This is a genomic window from Sphingomonas faeni, from assembly GCF_024273235.1.
In the GTDB taxonomy this organism is placed as follows: domain Bacteria; phylum Pseudomonadota; class Alphaproteobacteria; order Sphingomonadales; family Sphingomonadaceae; genus Sphingomonas; species Sphingomonas faeni_A.
The window spans coordinates 22,779-37,576 of record NZ_JANBVH010000040.1 but is presented as its reverse complement, the minus strand read 5'-3'; the positions used below and the strand labels follow the sequence as shown (position 1 = coordinate 37,576).

Genomic DNA, 14,798 nt, shown 5'->3' with positions numbered 1-14,798 from the left:
GTGCTGAGCCTCGTCGCCCAGGCTCTTAGTTCAGCAGTTCGCCCCTACGACGTTACCGCCAGACTGGGGGGCGACGAATTTGCCTTTTGCCTCGCCATACGGGACGACGCGGCAGCGGAACGGATAACGGGCACAATACACCGGACTCTTATTGCCGCGATGAAAGAATCCGGATGGAAGTCTACGTGTAGCTTGGGCGCAGCAACCGGAAAAGATATAGAACAGGTATTGAATGCCGCCGATCAAGCGATGTACCGAGCAAAATTGTCCGCCAAGGGATCATGGACGTTCTCAGCCTCCTGAAACGTCAACATTTACCATAATTCAGATCGAAAGTACTTGTTTTTCATCGTTATCGGCCGCAACCTGTTGCGCACGACCGTCAGAATCGCGTGATCAGGCCTTCACGACCGCGTACCGATTTATTTACTTATCGGTGTCTATCGATCATAGTATTTTAACATCCCCTGACATGTGTAGATAGCCCCGCGTGAAGTCCGCTATTTTGGCAAGCCTGGGCCAATCACTTATTTTGATCTTGTTCTTCGATGACAGGATAACGCCCTCGTCACGCAGGGCCTTGATCATTCTATTGACATGGACCGCAGTCAGTCCGGTCGCATCTCCGAACTGCTCTTGAGTCAATGGCCAGTCATAATCCAGACCGTTGCCTAGTCCCGCGACATCCTGTCGTACGGCCAGCTCGCATATGAGATGTGCTACACGCGCCAGAGCGCTACGCCGGCCCATGCTGAACAGCCATTCTTTCGAGATAGATAAGTCTTTTAGCATATTCCGCAACAACGCCTGCCTGAAGGCATAATTACCTTCGAATGCATCCAGGACCGCTTGCTTGGGTATTAAAAAAATCGATGCGTGGCTCAGCACCTGGATATGATGATCAGATTCATCGAGGAATATGCTCTGAAATCCAAACAAATCGCCATTTACGTGGAAAGATACAATCTGCCGCGAACCATCGCCGCCTATCTTCGAACTACATAAAAATCCCGAGACGACCAGGCCACAATGGATAGCAACATCACCTTGACGAACCAGGTACGTCATCGGCTCGAAATCAGCGATCCGATAGGGCAAACCGGATATTGTACTCATATCGGCAGAGCCAAGACCCAATCCTTGGGCTAGCTTGTCCATAAGCGGGGCGAGGCGTGACTGATCAGGGGTATACAGTATTTTTCGCCTTTACTGGGAATAAGGGATCTCGCCGTGCTTGATGATTATCACAAAACATAGCCGAATTCATTCCACGGTCGCGTGGGACCCGGCACGACATACTCGTCATGGACCCGCGATTACAACGCGACGGCCAGTCTCGTCGCTGGCTATTGATCGACGAGGGAGCCAGCCCCCTTCCGAAATATGTTAGCGACCGCAGGCCGATCGGATTCGGCTTAATGCCCGTTCCCGGTGTCGGCACCGAGAAGGGCTTAGGCCGCAGAGTGCTATTTGTATGATGAAATACTTTGGCGCCCAACCGACGGCGCGCACCCCCGCCGATCTTTAGCCAGCGCGGGCACCTATCGTGCAGCTGTATCGTCCTTCGCGCGCTGTACCTCCCCATCGCTCTTGCGGATGAAACTGATTTTGCCTTGTGTCTCCAGGATCGCCCAGGCCACATCATGCATACGCGCAATGCCGGCGAGGCGCATTTCCGCTTCCACCTCGCCGCGCGTGATCCTGTCACGCCGAAGGTTTGCTTCGATCAACTCGCCATCCCGTATGATTACCTGAGGCCGGCCGTCGAGTAGCGTTTCGAGCCGTGGAGACAGATACGTCGCCCAACTCATCACCAGCGCCCAAAATGCGAAGGTCGCGATTGCGAGGATCGATCCGGTCAGACTGAAGTCGTTATGCGTGACCCCCTGCTGAACGAGATCCCCCATCACCACGATGACGACCAGTTCAAAGGGAGTGAGCTGGCCGATCTCGCGCTTTCCCAAGAGGCGTAGCAGCAGGTAAAGTGCGGCGAATGTGACGCTGGCGCGGAGGACGATATCCATCAGGGAAGCACCGGAATCGAAACGCGCACTTCGGCCAACCGGGTATCGTCGTCAAGCAAGGTTATGGCTCCGGCGAGGTGCCCGACCAGCGGGGGATTGGTCTGGCCGTCGATCTTGATATCTAACGTGTCGCCAGCTTTGAGCGCCGCGTAATCAAAGCGAAACTGTCCCTCTTTGAAGCTCTCGTCGGCGGCGGCGGGAATCTGGCTGTTGATGGTCAGGTCGCGCCACAGCGGCGCATCGATACCGATTACCGGCTTGGCAATGGCGCGCCGCGCGACGACCCGGATGTGTGTTTCAAAAACCAAGCCGCTTCGCAACGGTCGAGCGAGCTTTACCTGCAGCGACGCGCTCGGGGCGTTCACGACAGTGACCGGCGCAGGACTGCCCCCAAGAACGCCCGTCATTGCTGTCACCATCAGTCCGCCAAGCATGAAAAACGCGAGTGGACTGGCATGCGCGCGCATACCCTTCACGGCCTTGGCATGGCTTGCATCGAGTCCGTCTGGGAACGCTGCAACGTGTTTCTCGGCCATAACGCAGTGTTCTGCCCCCTCTCCGCCTGACGGGCAATAACGACGACGCCGTTTTTGCCATGCCCGCGCATTCGGCATTGCCATGGATCGCTATCGAATAAGCACTCGACTTCGGGACGACCGAGGTAGTCCAACTACGACTGGCGGCGCCACCATGGTCGTTTATCGGGGCAAGGTCTCAACCGCGTCGTGACATCTTCCGCAGAGCCTTCGACAGCGCATCGATCGAATAAGGTTTGTGCAGCAGATCGAACCCGTGCGTCCCGCTTTGCGCCAGTACCTCGCTATACCCGCTTGTCAGCATGACTGGCAGCGCCGGATAAAGCCGGCCGATCTCCTGACCGAGTTCCACACCCGACATACCCGGCATCATCACGTCGGAAAACACGACATCAAACCGGTCCACCCCTGTTGCCAGCTCGGCAAGCGCCTCGGCGCCGTCCATCGTCAGCACGGTGTTATAGCCCAGCTCCGCTAACGCTCGCGTGGCAAACATGCCAACCTCGACATTGTCTTCCACGACGAGGACGCAGGCACCTTCGCCAAGCGACAGGGGCTGGTCGCCCGCCTCGACAGCAACCCGACCGACACCTTCCACACGCGGCAGGTACATGGTGAACGTTGCCCCTGCGCCTTTGGTACTTGCGACCAGAATGTCGCCACCGGATTGTTTGGTGAAGCCGAAGACCTGGCTAAGCCCGAGGCCGGTGCCCTCGCCGACGCCTTTGGTCGTGAAAAACGGTTCGAAAATCTGGTCCAATTTGTCTGCCGGGATCCCGGGTCCACTGTCGACGAGCGACACCATGACGAACTGACCCGACACCGCAGGATGCGACCGAATGACGGGCATGTCGGTCGCCTGCTGGACCGTGATGATCAACTCGCCTTCGCTCTTCATGGCGTCGCGCGCGTTGACGGCCATGTTGACGACCGCAGTGTCGAACTGGCTACGATCGGCATTTACATAGCAAGGTCCCGACGGGAGCCTGAGCGTAACCTTGACCCGCGCGCCGGCCAAGGTTCGGATCATGTCGCCAAGCGTTCGCACGCTGTCGGTTGCGTCGAAAACCTCGGGCTTCAAGGACTGCCGACGCGCGAAGGCGAGCAACTGGCCAGTCAGCTTGGCGGCACGATCCGTCGTATCCGAGATCGCATCGATATACTTTTGGCGACGTTCATCAGAGACGCTCGCGCGGCGCAGGAGATCGACCGATCCCCGGATCACCGTAAGCAGATTGTTGAAGTCATGGGCGACACCACCAGTCAGCTGCCCGATAGCCTCGACCTTTTGGGATTGGCGCAGCGCATCCTCGACTTGCATCAGGTCGGCAGTGCGTTCGGCGACGCGCTGCTCAAGAGTGTCGTTGAGCGAGCGCAGGGCAGCAAGAGCTGTGTCGCGCTCGGCCTCGACGGCACGTCGATGCTCCACATCGATAAGCACACCGGGAAAGCTCAGAGGCGTTCCCTCGGGATCGAGATTGACCCTGCCGTTAGCCTCGATCCAGTAATAATCCCCATCGGTTCGACGAACCCGGTATTGATGAGCGTAAGAACCGCCGCGGGTAATTGCCTCGTCGAGAGCTTGCGCCAGTCCCGCTTGATCATCCGGATGAACGGTCGCCACGATCTGGGCGAGCGGAAGACCTTTGCGGCCCAATGCCGGGTCCAGACCAAAGGCACGGGCGAACGCCTCGTCGACGGTAAACTGGTCGCTGGGGAGGTCCCAATGCCATGTGCCAATGATAGCCCCTGCTGCCAGGGCGAGCTGAACACGCTCCACATTCTCTCGAGCCACCGCTTCACTGACCCGTAGCCGCTCTTCCGCCTCGCGCCGCGGTGTCACGTCATTGAAGAAGATCGCGATCTGTCGGTCGGCGGCATCTCCTACCCGAACGGCTCTTACGTCGAACCACCGCTTGAAGGCGTCCGCATAGCTCTCGAAATTGGTCGGCTCGCCCGTCCTGGCCACGCGTCCATAGGTTTCGAACCAGAATTGCTCCAGGTCAGGGGCAAATTCCGTGACCCATTTCCCACGAAGGTTCACGCCCGACTGACGCTCGAAAGCCGGATTGGCTTCGACAAACCGGTAGTCCACAGGGCGGTCATCGGCATCGAACTTCACTTCGACGATCGCAAAGGCCGCGTCGATCGTATCCAGGATCGTTTGGAAGCGGTCTTGGGCTTGCCGGAGGGCGACACCTGCAAGATGCTCATCCGTACGGTCGCGCAGGATTTTCACAAAACCGAGATGTTCGCTCGCGTCGCCGAGAAGCGGCATCATCTCTCCCGATGCCCAGAACAGGTGGCCATCCTTGCGCAGGTGCCAACGCTCGTCCGCGGCACGTCCGTCCTTAAGCGCTCGGCGCATTTCCGACGCGACCTGACCGCTGGCCCGATCTTCAGGCGTAAAGAAGAATGCTCCGTCTTGCCCGCGCACCTCTGCGGCCGTCCATCCCATCACGTTTTCAGCGCCTGGGTTCCAGTCCGCGACCACCCCGGCCGGGTCGGTTACGATTATTGCAAAGTCGATCGCGCTTTCGAAGATTGCACGTTGCCGTGCTGTGGCGCTGACGGGGCCGTTGTCGTACTGGTTCCCACCAATTTGGCGCTCGTTGCTAGGCAGCAGATTCGTCGTCGCGGCTTCAAGGGCTGCGCGCAGACGCGCATTCTCTGCTTCAAGCTCGTCGTAGGTCATTGCATCAGCGTATCCCGCTCATCCGTCCTTGCCCAGAGGGCAGGCAGCAGCTTCGGAGGCTCTACGCCGATCTAAGTCCCCTCGCGAAAACGTCTGCAGTAGACCGCCTGCAGAGACCGCTGCACCAATGCGAGATAGCCGAAATGATCCCTGCGCTTTTGCCCTTCGCAAAACGTCCGCTAACGGGCGATGATTAGCGCTGGCTTCCCCATTGCGAACAGCGACCAGGGCCGAATAGGCCGGACCGCGAGCCATATCGAAAAGGCGGCAGCGGTGATGATTGCGCCATGGCGTGCACAGCACCCCCAGCTTAGCCGAGCGCTGCAGATCCCATCCACACCGCCATCGCGATCATCATGAGGTTCTCTGTCAGCGACAGGAAACCGAGCGGCACGTTGCTGGCCCCACCTACGCAGGCGCATTTCAGCTCGCGCCTATCGAGGTACACCGCCTTGAACACTGACACGGCACCCACGGCTCCAATGAACAGCGCGACCGGCGCCGACAACCAGGTCAGCACGCCTGCGATCATCAGTACGCCCGCCAAGCCCTCCGCAAAAGGGTAGATGTAGGAATAGCGTACCCAGCGCTTCGCGAGCAGATCGTAATTGAGGAACATGGTGGCGAAGCTCTCGATGTTCTGGAGCTTGAGCAGCGCCAGCACGGCCATGCTGAACCCGATGAACCACTCGCCCGCTCGTAGCGTGAAGGGCGTGCCGTAAGCGGCATGACTCGCGGCGAGCGCCATCACCGCGGTCACTGCGAAGAGCGCGACGACCGGCTTGTAGGAGGTCGCCTTGGGATCGGCGACAGCCTTGCCGAAATAGTGGCGCACGTCGTCATAACCGCCGATCCGCTCGCCCCCAATGAAGGTCTGCGGCGTCGTCCTCACCCCATTTTCGGCCTTGAAGGCGTCAGTTTCCTCTCGCGTGGTCAGCCAGCGGTCGTCAACGGTGTAGCCCTCGCGTTGCAGTAGGTCCTTGGCCTTCAGGCCGTAGGGGCAGACGTGCTTGTCCATTACCATCCGGTACAGGGTGGCGCGGCGGGGATCGGCGATCGTGGTCATGAGCAGCGGCTTTCGAGCTAGTATCCTTCAGGTTGGCGTCCATATGGGGTCCGGACCATGGTACGGAGTCAAGGGTTGCAACAGATGACTATTGCCGGGCTGGCGCGCGAGGCAGGCGTCGGCGTCGAGACCGTGCGCTACTATCAGCGGCGCGGGTTACTTGAGACGCCTGAGCGGCCAAGCGGCATCGGACGTGGCGGGAGCGTGCGGCGCTACGGTATTGAAGACGTTCGCCGGCTGCGCTTCATCCGCGCGGCGCAAGCGGCTGGTTTCACGCTCGCGCAGATCGAGGAATTGCTGGCGCTTGACGCGACCGACGATCGAAAACGGGCGCGTGAACTTGCCAGCGAGCAGATAGCGGCGTTGGACGTCAAGATCGAGGGATTGGAGAAGGCCCGCGCATCGCTGCGCCGGCTCGCTCACGAGTGTGGCAGCGGCGCGGCTGGGCCGTGCCCGATCCTGACCTCATTCGAGCAGTCCCATAACTAAACTCTGCGCTTCCCAATAAGAACCGCGTTCGCAATCGCGCCGCCTCCAATACTGTCATCACGCCGCACTTCGAATTCCAGTTGTAAAACGTCGCATCGTTGATCCCGTGCTCGCCGCACAAATCCGCCGTCTTCACGCCGGCCTCATGCTCGGGCAGCACACCAGTGATCTGATCCTCGGTAGATCGGCCTCGCCCCATCACTCGTCTCCATCTGACGAGCCAACTTACCAATGGCATGATTTCCGACAGCAGGTTAATCTGTTGCAGGCAACGAACGTCTCCTTTGGAGATGCTACAATGCAGAGCGATTGTTCGAAGGTGAGCGAACGAGCCGACGTTCCGGGTCGAACCGGTGTCATAGAGTGTGTCCGGCGGAGAGCTAAAGGGGAGGCCTGAAAACCTCCCCAGCCCATTACTGCCTTTCCGCACGTCTATGATGCGGAACAGAGCCAATGCGGTTTACGCGTTCTCACGCGCAAGACAGTCTTTTCGAACAACGCTGGGCGTGCGCCTGTCATTGGAGTCGGCTCCGACCACATTTTGATTAATGGGTAATGCCGATCAAATGTCCATACCCAGACCGCTAACCCGATGATTTCGCGGCTACGGTGGCGCCGATTTTCAATTGTTCTTTCCAGAATCGGTCGTCGCACAAAATGGTACGGTGCTCCATTTTGTTGGTGCCGGTATAAGACGCTGTTTGGCGCGATCGTGCTTCCGAAGCTCAAACTTTCGACAACCAGCGCATTGCCAATAACCTGCCGGACAGAGCTTCGCCTATAGCAGGCAAAACCCGCGTCACACCGGGGACGCATCCTAGAAGCCAAAAGCGTCGGCAGGGCCCCGAACGACAAGCTGCGAATCGTGCAAATTATTGATCCGAAAACCGCGCATCACGACGTATTTTTCCTCTAGAAATTTCACTAAAATTCATGCCAAACCATAGAAATTCAGACGTTGGTGTTGGTACCGCTGTTGGTATCGCCAATTTACGGCGCCATATTTATCAATGACTTAAACGTCTTATCTGAAAGTTCACAGTCCTCTTCCGGCACCAGGGTCCCCCGCTGTTGGGGGGCCCATGCGATACCTCATAGATCGACCAAGGCGCGGCATTTTCCTGCGGCGAAACGACTCTGGAAAAAGCACAGCACGTCAGCGCCTCAATTCATATTTCCAATCTCAAGCCCTTCGTCCTGGCTTTGCTGAGCCGGACCCACGCCCCTCTGCGTCGACGCCCATCTACGCTCCGCGCTGGCGCGCGCCATTGGCGACTTTACCGACCTCGACAGCATGTTCGCAATGCAGACAGCAAATTCGGCTCTTTTGGCAGATACCGATAAATAGCACTGCCTCACGCTATTGAATCCAGCCACTCTAGCAAAATCTTTGCGACCGCTAACTTTCTAATATGAGAAATTTCCGGCAGTCGCTTGTTCAACGATTTTATCCCGACGAAGTATTGCTGCTTGCAATGTTTGATTTCGTTACTCAAATGATCTTGCTGCACGAGTAGGTGGGGAAGCAGCATGGATCAGACAGCGAACGACGAACACAAGTCGGGGTTCTCGCACTGGTTGCGAACCGGTAGTCTGCCGACAGCGTTGAGCCCCGAGGGTGTCGAACTCAAATTCAATCCATGGCACGATCCTGAAGACGGTCGGTTCACATTCGCAGGCGCAGGAAGCCATTATGGCTCGAGCGGCGCCGATCCGACCGACGAACCGAGCATGGGTGATCGCGGCAAGTCGCGCGCCGCCAGACCCTCAAAGTCGGAAGTATTGCGGGTCGGAACGCGGATAGGCGATGGCCGGCGTAGGGCGGAACCCGGGCCATCCGGGGGTCACCCCCGAAGCGACGCTGCATCGCGGCCTGGTAGCCCGCCGAACCCGGTTGCTGAATTTGTTGGTGGCGTCGGTGAAGGGCTTTAAGACGTCGGGAAGGAAACGGTGACGGGGGTTCACGCGGCACTGACGACAAATCCGGTGACGACCATTCGCAACGCTGGCGGCGGGATTGCAGGCATGATCGATACTGCTATCGCTGCCGAGGACACGCCTGCTCGTATCCAGGTTTCGCGAGCAGCGGAGGCAGTCGCCAACGCCTCGGCACGCGATATCGGTCATGCCACGGGGACGGTCGCCGGAAACGTTGCATTGGCAGTCGCGCCGGGAGCCGCGCTCTCCAAGGTCTCTGCATTGCGCAGCCTTCGCCTAGTGAGACCGCGCATAACCTACGCTCCGCCACAGATCGGGTGGGTGAAAGAGGTGGTCCGGTCCGAAAAACCTTGGAAAGCCTATAACGACGCTGCGACCGGCTCGCGAGCCGGTCAGGCACCCACATTGATGCGAACGATGGCTGATGGCTCGAAGAGGCCCGTAAAGTTCGACGGCATCCAGGGCGATTATGTGATCGACCGTAAATGGTCGGTCAGGGATATGCCTCACGCTCGAGCTCAGATTTTGCGGCAATCCGAGGTGTTGGCGCAACATCGCCTGATCGGAATATGGGAGGTGCCCACTCCTGCCCAGAGAACCAAAGCCCTCAAGCTTCTTAAGAAGATGAACGTGACTAACATCAAAGTGAAGGTGGCGAAGCCATGATAGCCAAGCAGGTTGCGCGCATTATCGCGGAGTATGTCGTGTTTCTTGAACTGACCGACGAGGAAGAATTGAACCTTGATACTGCCGTCGAGGCGTCGGAGGTACTCGGGGCCCAGCTCGAGGCGCTAGACAAGGGGTTCCTCCGAGAATTGGTCGATGCCTTTGCTGTTATCGCCGCGGAATATAGTGGTGATGCGCACGAGGTAGTGCGCAATATCGCATATGGTTTCTATCTCGAAGAAGCGCTCGCAGCCGACGATCCGGTGAGGCTGGCCGAACTGGAGGCACTGCGCGATGCGAGGGATTGAACGCGAGGGCACCGAGGCGAGAACGATCTGAAGATCACGCGATCCCGGTGCCGTGAGCTTTCGATTATTGGCGTTCGATACAAATTGTCCAACAATCTGGGTGCCCGGCTTTAGCCCCTGTGGTGCACCAGCTTCCCCGCCCTCCGGGACGAGGGAAAGCGACTGCGGCAGGATCGCTCGATCTTCTGACAATAGACGCGGAAACCTTCGGTCGGACTCGCGGTGCGCCGGTAGTTGCGACGTGCATCGCGCTTGATGCGCGAGCCTATGCGCGACACGCCGTTCCGCCAACCAAGTGATTGCGCCGCCGCATATAACCGGTTGATGAATCGAAGCGACGCGACCGAAACTTGACGCTATCGGTCGGCGAACAGCGGATGCCAGCCCGGCATCGAAGGCACGGGGATCGATCGTGGGCGACATTCCAGCGTTTCTGGACTCCGGTGGAGACCTTGGACGCGCGATCGCCGCGCATGACTGGTCGAACTCGCCGCTCGGCACGCTGGAGGCATGGCCCGCGCATCTTCACACGGCGACCGCGATCATGTTGCGATCGCCTCTGCCGATGGCGCTGCTGTGGGGCGCCGACGGCATATTGCTGTACAACGACCTGTATGCCGAGATTGCCGGCCAGAGCCATCCCGCGATCCTCGGTCGTCGCGTGCGCGAGGCCTGGCCCGAGGCGGCCGCGTTCAACCAGGCGGTGGTGCGCACCGTTCTCGCCGGCAGGACGCTGACCTATTCCCGCCAGGAAATGACGCTGTACCGCAACGGATCGCCCGAGCAGGTCTTTTTCGATCTCAATTATTCGCCCGTGCCGGGGCCCGACGGCACGCCCGAAGGCGTGATCGCGGTGGTCGTCGACGTGACCAAGACGGTCGGCATGGAACAGGAATTGCTCGCCGAGACGCACACCCTGGAAACGCTGAACCAGACCGGGACTGCGCTGACCGCCGAACTGGATCTCGAACCGCTCGTCCAGATGGTGACCGATGCCGCGGTCAAGCTGACCGGTGCGGAATTCGGCGCGTATTTCCACAACCTGATGGACGAGACCGGCGAGCGCCTCCACCTCTTCACGCTGTCGGGCGCGCGGCGGGAGGATTTCGAAGCGCTCGGCCGCCCACGTGCGACCTCCGTGTTCGGGCCGACCTTCCGCAACGAGGGCGTCATCCGCGCCGACGATATCCTCGCCGACATGCGATACGGGCGCAACGCGCCCTATGCCGGGATGCCGCCGGGCCATCTGCCGGTGCGCAGCTACCTTGCCGTACCGGTCGTATCGCGATCGGGCGAGGTATTGGGTGGCCTGTTGTTCGGCCATTCCGAGACGCACCGGTTCAACGATCGCCATGAGCGGCTGATCGTCGGCATCGCCGCACAGGCTGCGATCGCGATCGACAACGCCCGGCTGTTCTCGACCGTGCAGGACATCAACGTCACGCTCGAACGCCGCGTGATCGAGCGCACCGAGGACCTAACGCGCGCGCACGATGCCCTGCGCCAGGCGCAGAAGATGGAAACGCTGGGCCAGTTGACCGGTGGCATCGCGCATGATTTCAACAACCTGCTGACCGTCATCCGGGGGTCCGCCGACCTGTTGAAGACCCCCGGGCTGAGCGAGAGCCGTCGCGATCGGTACGTCGATGCGATCGCGCAGACCGCGGATCGCGCGACCAGGCTCACCAGCCAGTTGCTAGCATTCGCCCGTCGCTCGTCGCTGACCCCGCGCGTGTTCGATGTCGGCACCACGATCCGCAGCCTGAACGAGATGATGGAGATGCTGTCGGGGGCGCTGATCGAGGTGGACCTGCGCCTGCCCGAAACCAGCTGCCTCGCCAACGCCGACGTCAGCCAGTTCGAGACCGCGATCGTCAACATGGCGGTGAACGCGCGCGATGCGATGGGCCAGCAGGGGCGGCTGACGATCACGGTGGAGCCCTGCACGACCATCCCGGCGGTGCGCGGCCACGACGCCAGGCACGGCGATTTCATCGGCGTCTCGATCACCGATACCGGCGCCGGCATTCCGCCCGAGCATATCGAGCACATCTTCGAACCGTTCTTCACCTCGAAGGACGTCGGTCATGGCACCGGCCTGGGCCTGTCGCAGGTGTTCGGCTTCGCCAAGCAGTCGGGCGGCGAGGTCGTCGTTTCCAGCCGGGTCGGCCATGGCTCGACCTTCACGCTGTTCCTGCCGTGCGAGCGGATCGAGGGCATAGCCGATGCCGAGGAAGCCGCCACCGGTCCGGGCACCGGCGAGAGCTTCAGGATATTGGTGGTCGAGGACAATCCCGAGGTCGGCGCGTTCGCGACCAGCGCGTTGCACGACTTGGGCCACCAGATCGCGCTGGCGCGCAACGCCGAGGAAGCGCTCGCACAGCTGGACCGTGACCAGAATGCCTTCGACTTCGTGTTTTCGGACGTGATGATGCCCGGCATGAACGGCATCGAACTCGCGCGCGAGATCCGCCGCCGCCAGCCCGCGACGCCGGTGATCCTGACCAGCGGGTATAGCGAGATCCTGTCAAGGGAAGGCGCCGGCGAGTTCGAACTGGTGCGCAAGCCCTACTCGATCGACAGCTTGAGTGCAGCCTTTTGCAAGGCCGCGCTCGACCGCGCGAAATAGGCGGCACCCGGAATACAGGGCGTCGGATCGACCCACATCGTCGTCCGTTCAGTCTGCACAGGAACAGGAGACTGCACGTGCCGACATTCACCGCCAAGTTCGATACCCGCCGCGAAGCCGAGATGACCGTCGAGCGCCTCGTCCAGGAGCAGGGCATCGAACGGACCGACATCTTCATCACCACCGATGGCAGCGCGAACAGCGTGGGAAGCGAAGAGGCCGGGGCCGACACCGAGGGTCGCGATCCGACGCCGGACTCGCGTGACGACGCCGCACTCGAAGGCCGGCTCATCGTGTCCGTCGACATCGCCGACGATGCCCGCGCCGCCGAAGTGAAGAAGGCTTTTGCCGAATTCGACGCGAGCGACGTAGCCAAGGCCTGATAGCCTTCAGCCAATACCCATGGACGATGCGGAGATGCCCTCAGGTCGGCCCATCCGCATCGTCCCCCAGTGCAGCGAACCAGTCGGCATAGGGCGTCGTTCGCGCCATATGCCGATTGAAATCCGGCGCCCCGCCGTCCCACCAGACCGGCCCCCGCTCGCCCAGCGCATGCTTGGCTTCGTCGACGGCCGCGTGCGCAGCCTTCTCCAGGTCCGCATCCTTGATCCGTTTCGCCTTGGCCACGTCGCGACGCGCCTCCATCAGCCGCTTGACCAGCCGGGTTCGCTCGATCTCGGACAGATGGGGGTTGGCCTTGCGCCATAACCGTCCGCGCACGACGATATAGCGCCCATCGGGAGTCGTCGGGACGGCGGTCGCAGCCATCAAGACCGCACCTAGAAAGGCGCGTCGATCGTGAACACGACGCCGGCCGGACGATAATCGACCTTCGAGGTTCCGCGCAGGTGCTGGCCGAGCACGCGCTCGATCATCCGCGATCCGAAGCCGGTCCTGGTCGGCGGGGCGACCACCGGCCCACCCGTTTCCTCCCAGCGGAACGCCAGCCGCCGACCGCCATCGCCGATTCCGACGCTCCAGCCGATCGTGACATGACCGCCCTCGACGCTCAGCGCGCCATATTTGCTGGCGTTGGTGGCCAGTTCGTGGAGCGCCATCGACAAAGCGAGCGTCACGCGTGGCTCCAGCCGCACGTCCGGTCCCGACACGGAGAACAGCCGCCCCCGCCCATCGTCGAACGGCGCCATGACCCCCGCGAGGATATCGGCGATCGTCGCCCCCTCCACCTCGTCCCGCAGCAGCAGGTCGTGTGCCACGGCCAAGGAACCGATCCGCGCGCCGATCGCGTCGCGTGCCTCGGACAGGGTGGCGGCATCGCGCAGTGTCTGGTTGACGATCGCACTGACGGTGGCGAGCGTGTTCTTGACGCGGTGGGTGAGTTCACCGGCCAGCAGCGCCCGATGTTCCTCGACGCGTTTGCGCTCGCTGATATCGGTCGAGAACCCGGTCATCGACAGCGCGGTGCCGTCGGCCCGCAACAGCAGCTCCCCGCGGATCGCGACCCAGCGGACATCGCCATCGGGCGTGATCACGCGGTATTCGATGTCGTAGTCGCGCCCGGTCTCGACCGTCTCCGCGATCGCCGCCAGAACGCGGGCCCGATCCTCCGGGTGCAACACGCCGACGAACTCGGCATAGCCGAACGGGGCATCGGGCTGGTAGCCGAAGACGATCTTGCAGCCCGGCGACGCATCGAGATGCTGGCTGACCGGATCGAACGTCCAGGCCCCCAGCCGCCCGGCCTTCAGGGCGAATTGCAGCCGCGCCGCACTATCGGCCAGGCTCGCGCGTGTTTCCGCAGCGGATGCCTCCAGCGCACGCTGTTCCGCCGCCAGCGAAACCAGCGTCTCGCGCTCGAGCGTGACGTCGTTCTGTGATGCGATGAAATAGCGCAGGTGGCGGTTGTGATCGAACACCGGCGCCACCAGCAGCCGGTTCCAGAACGGCGTCCCGTCCTTCCGATAGTTGAGGATATCGGTCTCGATGCGGGCCGGCTGCGCCACTGCCTCGCGGATCCGGCCGACGTCATCTCCGCCGGTTTGCGGCCCCTGCAGAAAGCGGCAGTTGCGCCCGACGATCTCGTGGCGATCATAGCCGGTCAGCCGTTCGAACGCGGCGTTCACATGCAGGATCGGATTGTCCGACAGCGTGGGGTCACTGATCACCATCGCCAGCGCGGCATCGTGAAAGCCGGCGACGAACGGGTCCGACGTGTCGAGCGAACGATCGAATACGGCGATCGCCGCGATACGCTCGGCGTCCATGTCTTGCGACCGTTCTGGGTTCTCGCTCTGTTCCAAATCGCCACTCTGGTACGCAGATTCTGCGTCGATGACAACCGGATGGGGACAGATGACGCGCGATGTCAACCGGCGGTGCGAGGAACCCACAGGAGCCGATCGGGCCGGGGTTCGTTCCACGACTTAGCTACCTGGCCAAGATCGGTCCCGGATGTTGGCCCCAAATCTCGCATCGAGGAAGAACGC

The 14,798-nt window shown here is 61.0% G+C and carries 14 protein-coding genes; 6 read left to right on the top strand and 8 right to left on the bottom strand.

The window, feature by feature from the left end; translation table 11 throughout:
• On the top strand, positions 1–303 hold a 303-nt coding region (locus tag NLI89_RS17895; protein WP_254688222.1), incomplete at its 5' end, for a GGDEF domain-containing protein.
• Between the two features lie 144 nt (positions 304–447).
• On the opposite strand, the gene NLI89_RS17890 is transcribed toward NLI89_RS17895, so the two are convergent.
• The 5 genes from NLI89_RS17890 to NLI89_RS17870 all read right to left on the bottom strand — a co-directional run bounded on the left by NLI89_RS17890 (position 448) and on the right by NLI89_RS17870 (position 6,321).
• Positions 448–1,158, bottom strand: coding sequence for a Crp/Fnr family transcriptional regulator (locus tag NLI89_RS17890; RefSeq protein WP_254688221.1), 711 nt, complete (start codon positions 1,156–1,158; stop codon positions 448–450).
• A 383-nt stretch (positions 1,159–1,541) separates the two neighbouring features.
• The gene (locus NLI89_RS17885) at positions 1,542–2,024 is read right to left on the bottom strand and encodes a DUF421 domain-containing protein (protein WP_254688220.1); all 483 of its coding nucleotides are present in this window, start codon (positions 2,022–2,024) and stop codon (positions 1,542–1,544) included.
• Positions 2,024–2,560, bottom strand: a complete 537-nt coding sequence (locus NLI89_RS17880; protein WP_254688219.1) for a hypothetical protein — start codon at positions 2,558–2,560, stop codon at positions 2,024–2,026. Before NLI89_RS17880 ends, NLI89_RS17885 begins: the two co-directional genes overlap by 1 nt.
• Positions 2,561–2,738: 178 nt before the next feature.
• Positions 2,739–5,255 (bottom strand): PAS domain S-box protein, encoded by a 2,517-nt coding sequence (locus NLI89_RS17875; protein WP_254688218.1) that lies wholly within the window; start codon positions 5,253–5,255, stop codon positions 2,739–2,741.
• A gap of 310 nt (positions 5,256–5,565) precedes the next feature.
• Positions 5,566–6,321: a glutaredoxin family protein gene (locus tag NLI89_RS17870; protein ID WP_254688217.1), complete on the bottom strand. Its 756-nt coding sequence runs from the start codon at positions 6,319–6,321 to the stop codon at positions 5,566–5,568.
• A gap of 84 nt (positions 6,322–6,405) precedes the next feature.
• Between NLI89_RS17870 and NLI89_RS17865 the strand changes: the two genes are divergently transcribed.
• On the top strand, positions 6,406–6,810 hold the full coding sequence (locus NLI89_RS17865; RefSeq protein WP_254688216.1) for a MerR family transcriptional regulator: 405 nt from the start codon (positions 6,406–6,408) through the stop codon (positions 6,808–6,810).
• On the opposite strand, the gene NLI89_RS22000 is transcribed toward NLI89_RS17865, so the two are convergent.
• A complete protein-coding gene (locus NLI89_RS22000) occupies positions 6,692–7,009 on the bottom strand; it encodes a transposase (protein WP_439144534.1) in 318 nt (105 codons plus the stop codon). The genes NLI89_RS17865 and NLI89_RS22000 overlap by 119 nt on opposite strands.
• Positions 7,010–8,796: 1,787 nt before the next feature.
• On the opposite strand from NLI89_RS22000, the gene NLI89_RS17855 reads away from it, so the two are divergent.
• From NLI89_RS17855 to NLI89_RS17840, 4 genes are all read left to right on the top strand, one after another.
• Complete coding sequence (locus NLI89_RS17855; protein ID WP_254688215.1) at positions 8,797–9,414, top strand: hypothetical protein; 618 nt, start codon at positions 8,797–8,799, stop codon at positions 9,412–9,414.
• Entirely contained in the window at positions 9,411–9,722 is a 312-nt protein-coding gene (locus NLI89_RS17850) for a hypothetical protein (protein WP_254688214.1), read from the top strand. Before NLI89_RS17855 ends, NLI89_RS17850 begins: the two co-directional genes overlap by 4 nt.
• Positions 9,723–10,134: 412 nt before the next feature.
• Entirely contained in the window at positions 10,135–12,351 is a 2,217-nt protein-coding gene (locus NLI89_RS17845) for an ATP-binding protein (protein ID WP_254688213.1), read from the top strand.
• Positions 12,352–12,428: 77 nt separating this feature from the next.
• Positions 12,429–12,734, top strand: a complete 306-nt coding sequence (locus NLI89_RS17840; protein WP_254688212.1) for a hypothetical protein — start codon at positions 12,429–12,431, stop codon at positions 12,732–12,734.
• Positions 12,735–12,774: 40 nt separating this feature from the next.
• Here the strand turns inward: NLI89_RS17840 and NLI89_RS17835 are convergent, their stop codons facing one another.
• On the bottom strand, positions 12,775–13,119 hold the full coding sequence (locus tag NLI89_RS17835) for a hypothetical protein (protein ID WP_254688211.1): 345 nt from the start codon (positions 13,117–13,119) through the stop codon (positions 12,775–12,777).
• 11 nt (positions 13,120–13,130) lie between these two features.
• A complete protein-coding gene (locus NLI89_RS17830; RefSeq protein WP_254688210.1) occupies positions 13,131–14,576 on the bottom strand; it encodes a PAS domain-containing protein in 1,446 nt (481 codons plus the stop codon).
• Positions 14,577–14,798 lie beyond the last annotated feature (222 nt).

Excerpts from the sequence above, each read along its gene's own strand:
- NLI89_RS22000 (WP_439144534.1), bottom strand. The coding sequence starts at position 7,009 with ATGGGGCGAGGCCGATCTACCGAGGATCAGATCACTGGTGTGCTGCCC.
- NLI89_RS17885 (WP_254688220.1), bottom strand. The coding sequence starts at position 2,024 with ATGGATATCGTCCTCCGCGCCAGCGTCACATTCGCCGCACTTTACCTG.
- NLI89_RS17850 (WP_254688214.1), top strand. The coding sequence starts at position 9,411 with ATGATAGCCAAGCAGGTTGCGCGCATTATCGCGGAGTATGTCGTGTTT.
- NLI89_RS17865 (WP_254688216.1), top strand. The coding sequence starts at position 6,406 with ATGACTATTGCCGGGCTGGCGCGCGAGGCAGGCGTCGGCGTCGAGACC.
- NLI89_RS17830 (WP_254688210.1), bottom strand. The coding sequence starts at position 14,576 with ATGGACGCCGAGCGTATCGCGGCGATCGCCGTATTCGATCGTTCGCTC.
- NLI89_RS17875 (WP_254688218.1), bottom strand. The coding sequence starts at position 5,255 with ATGACCTACGACGAGCTTGAAGCAGAGAATGCGCGTCTGCGCGCAGCC.
- NLI89_RS17890 (WP_254688221.1), bottom strand. The coding sequence starts at position 1,158 with ATGGACAAGCTAGCCCAAGGATTGGGTCTTGGCTCTGCCGATATGAGT.
- NLI89_RS17880 (WP_254688219.1), bottom strand. The coding sequence starts at position 2,560 with ATGGCCGAGAAACACGTTGCAGCGTTCCCAGACGGACTCGATGCAAGC.
- NLI89_RS17870 (WP_254688217.1), bottom strand. The coding sequence starts at position 6,321 with ATGACCACGATCGCCGATCCCCGCCGCGCCACCCTGTACCGGATGGTA.
- NLI89_RS17835 (WP_254688211.1), bottom strand. The coding sequence starts at position 13,119 with ATGGCTGCGACCGCCGTCCCGACGACTCCCGATGGGCGCTATATCGTC.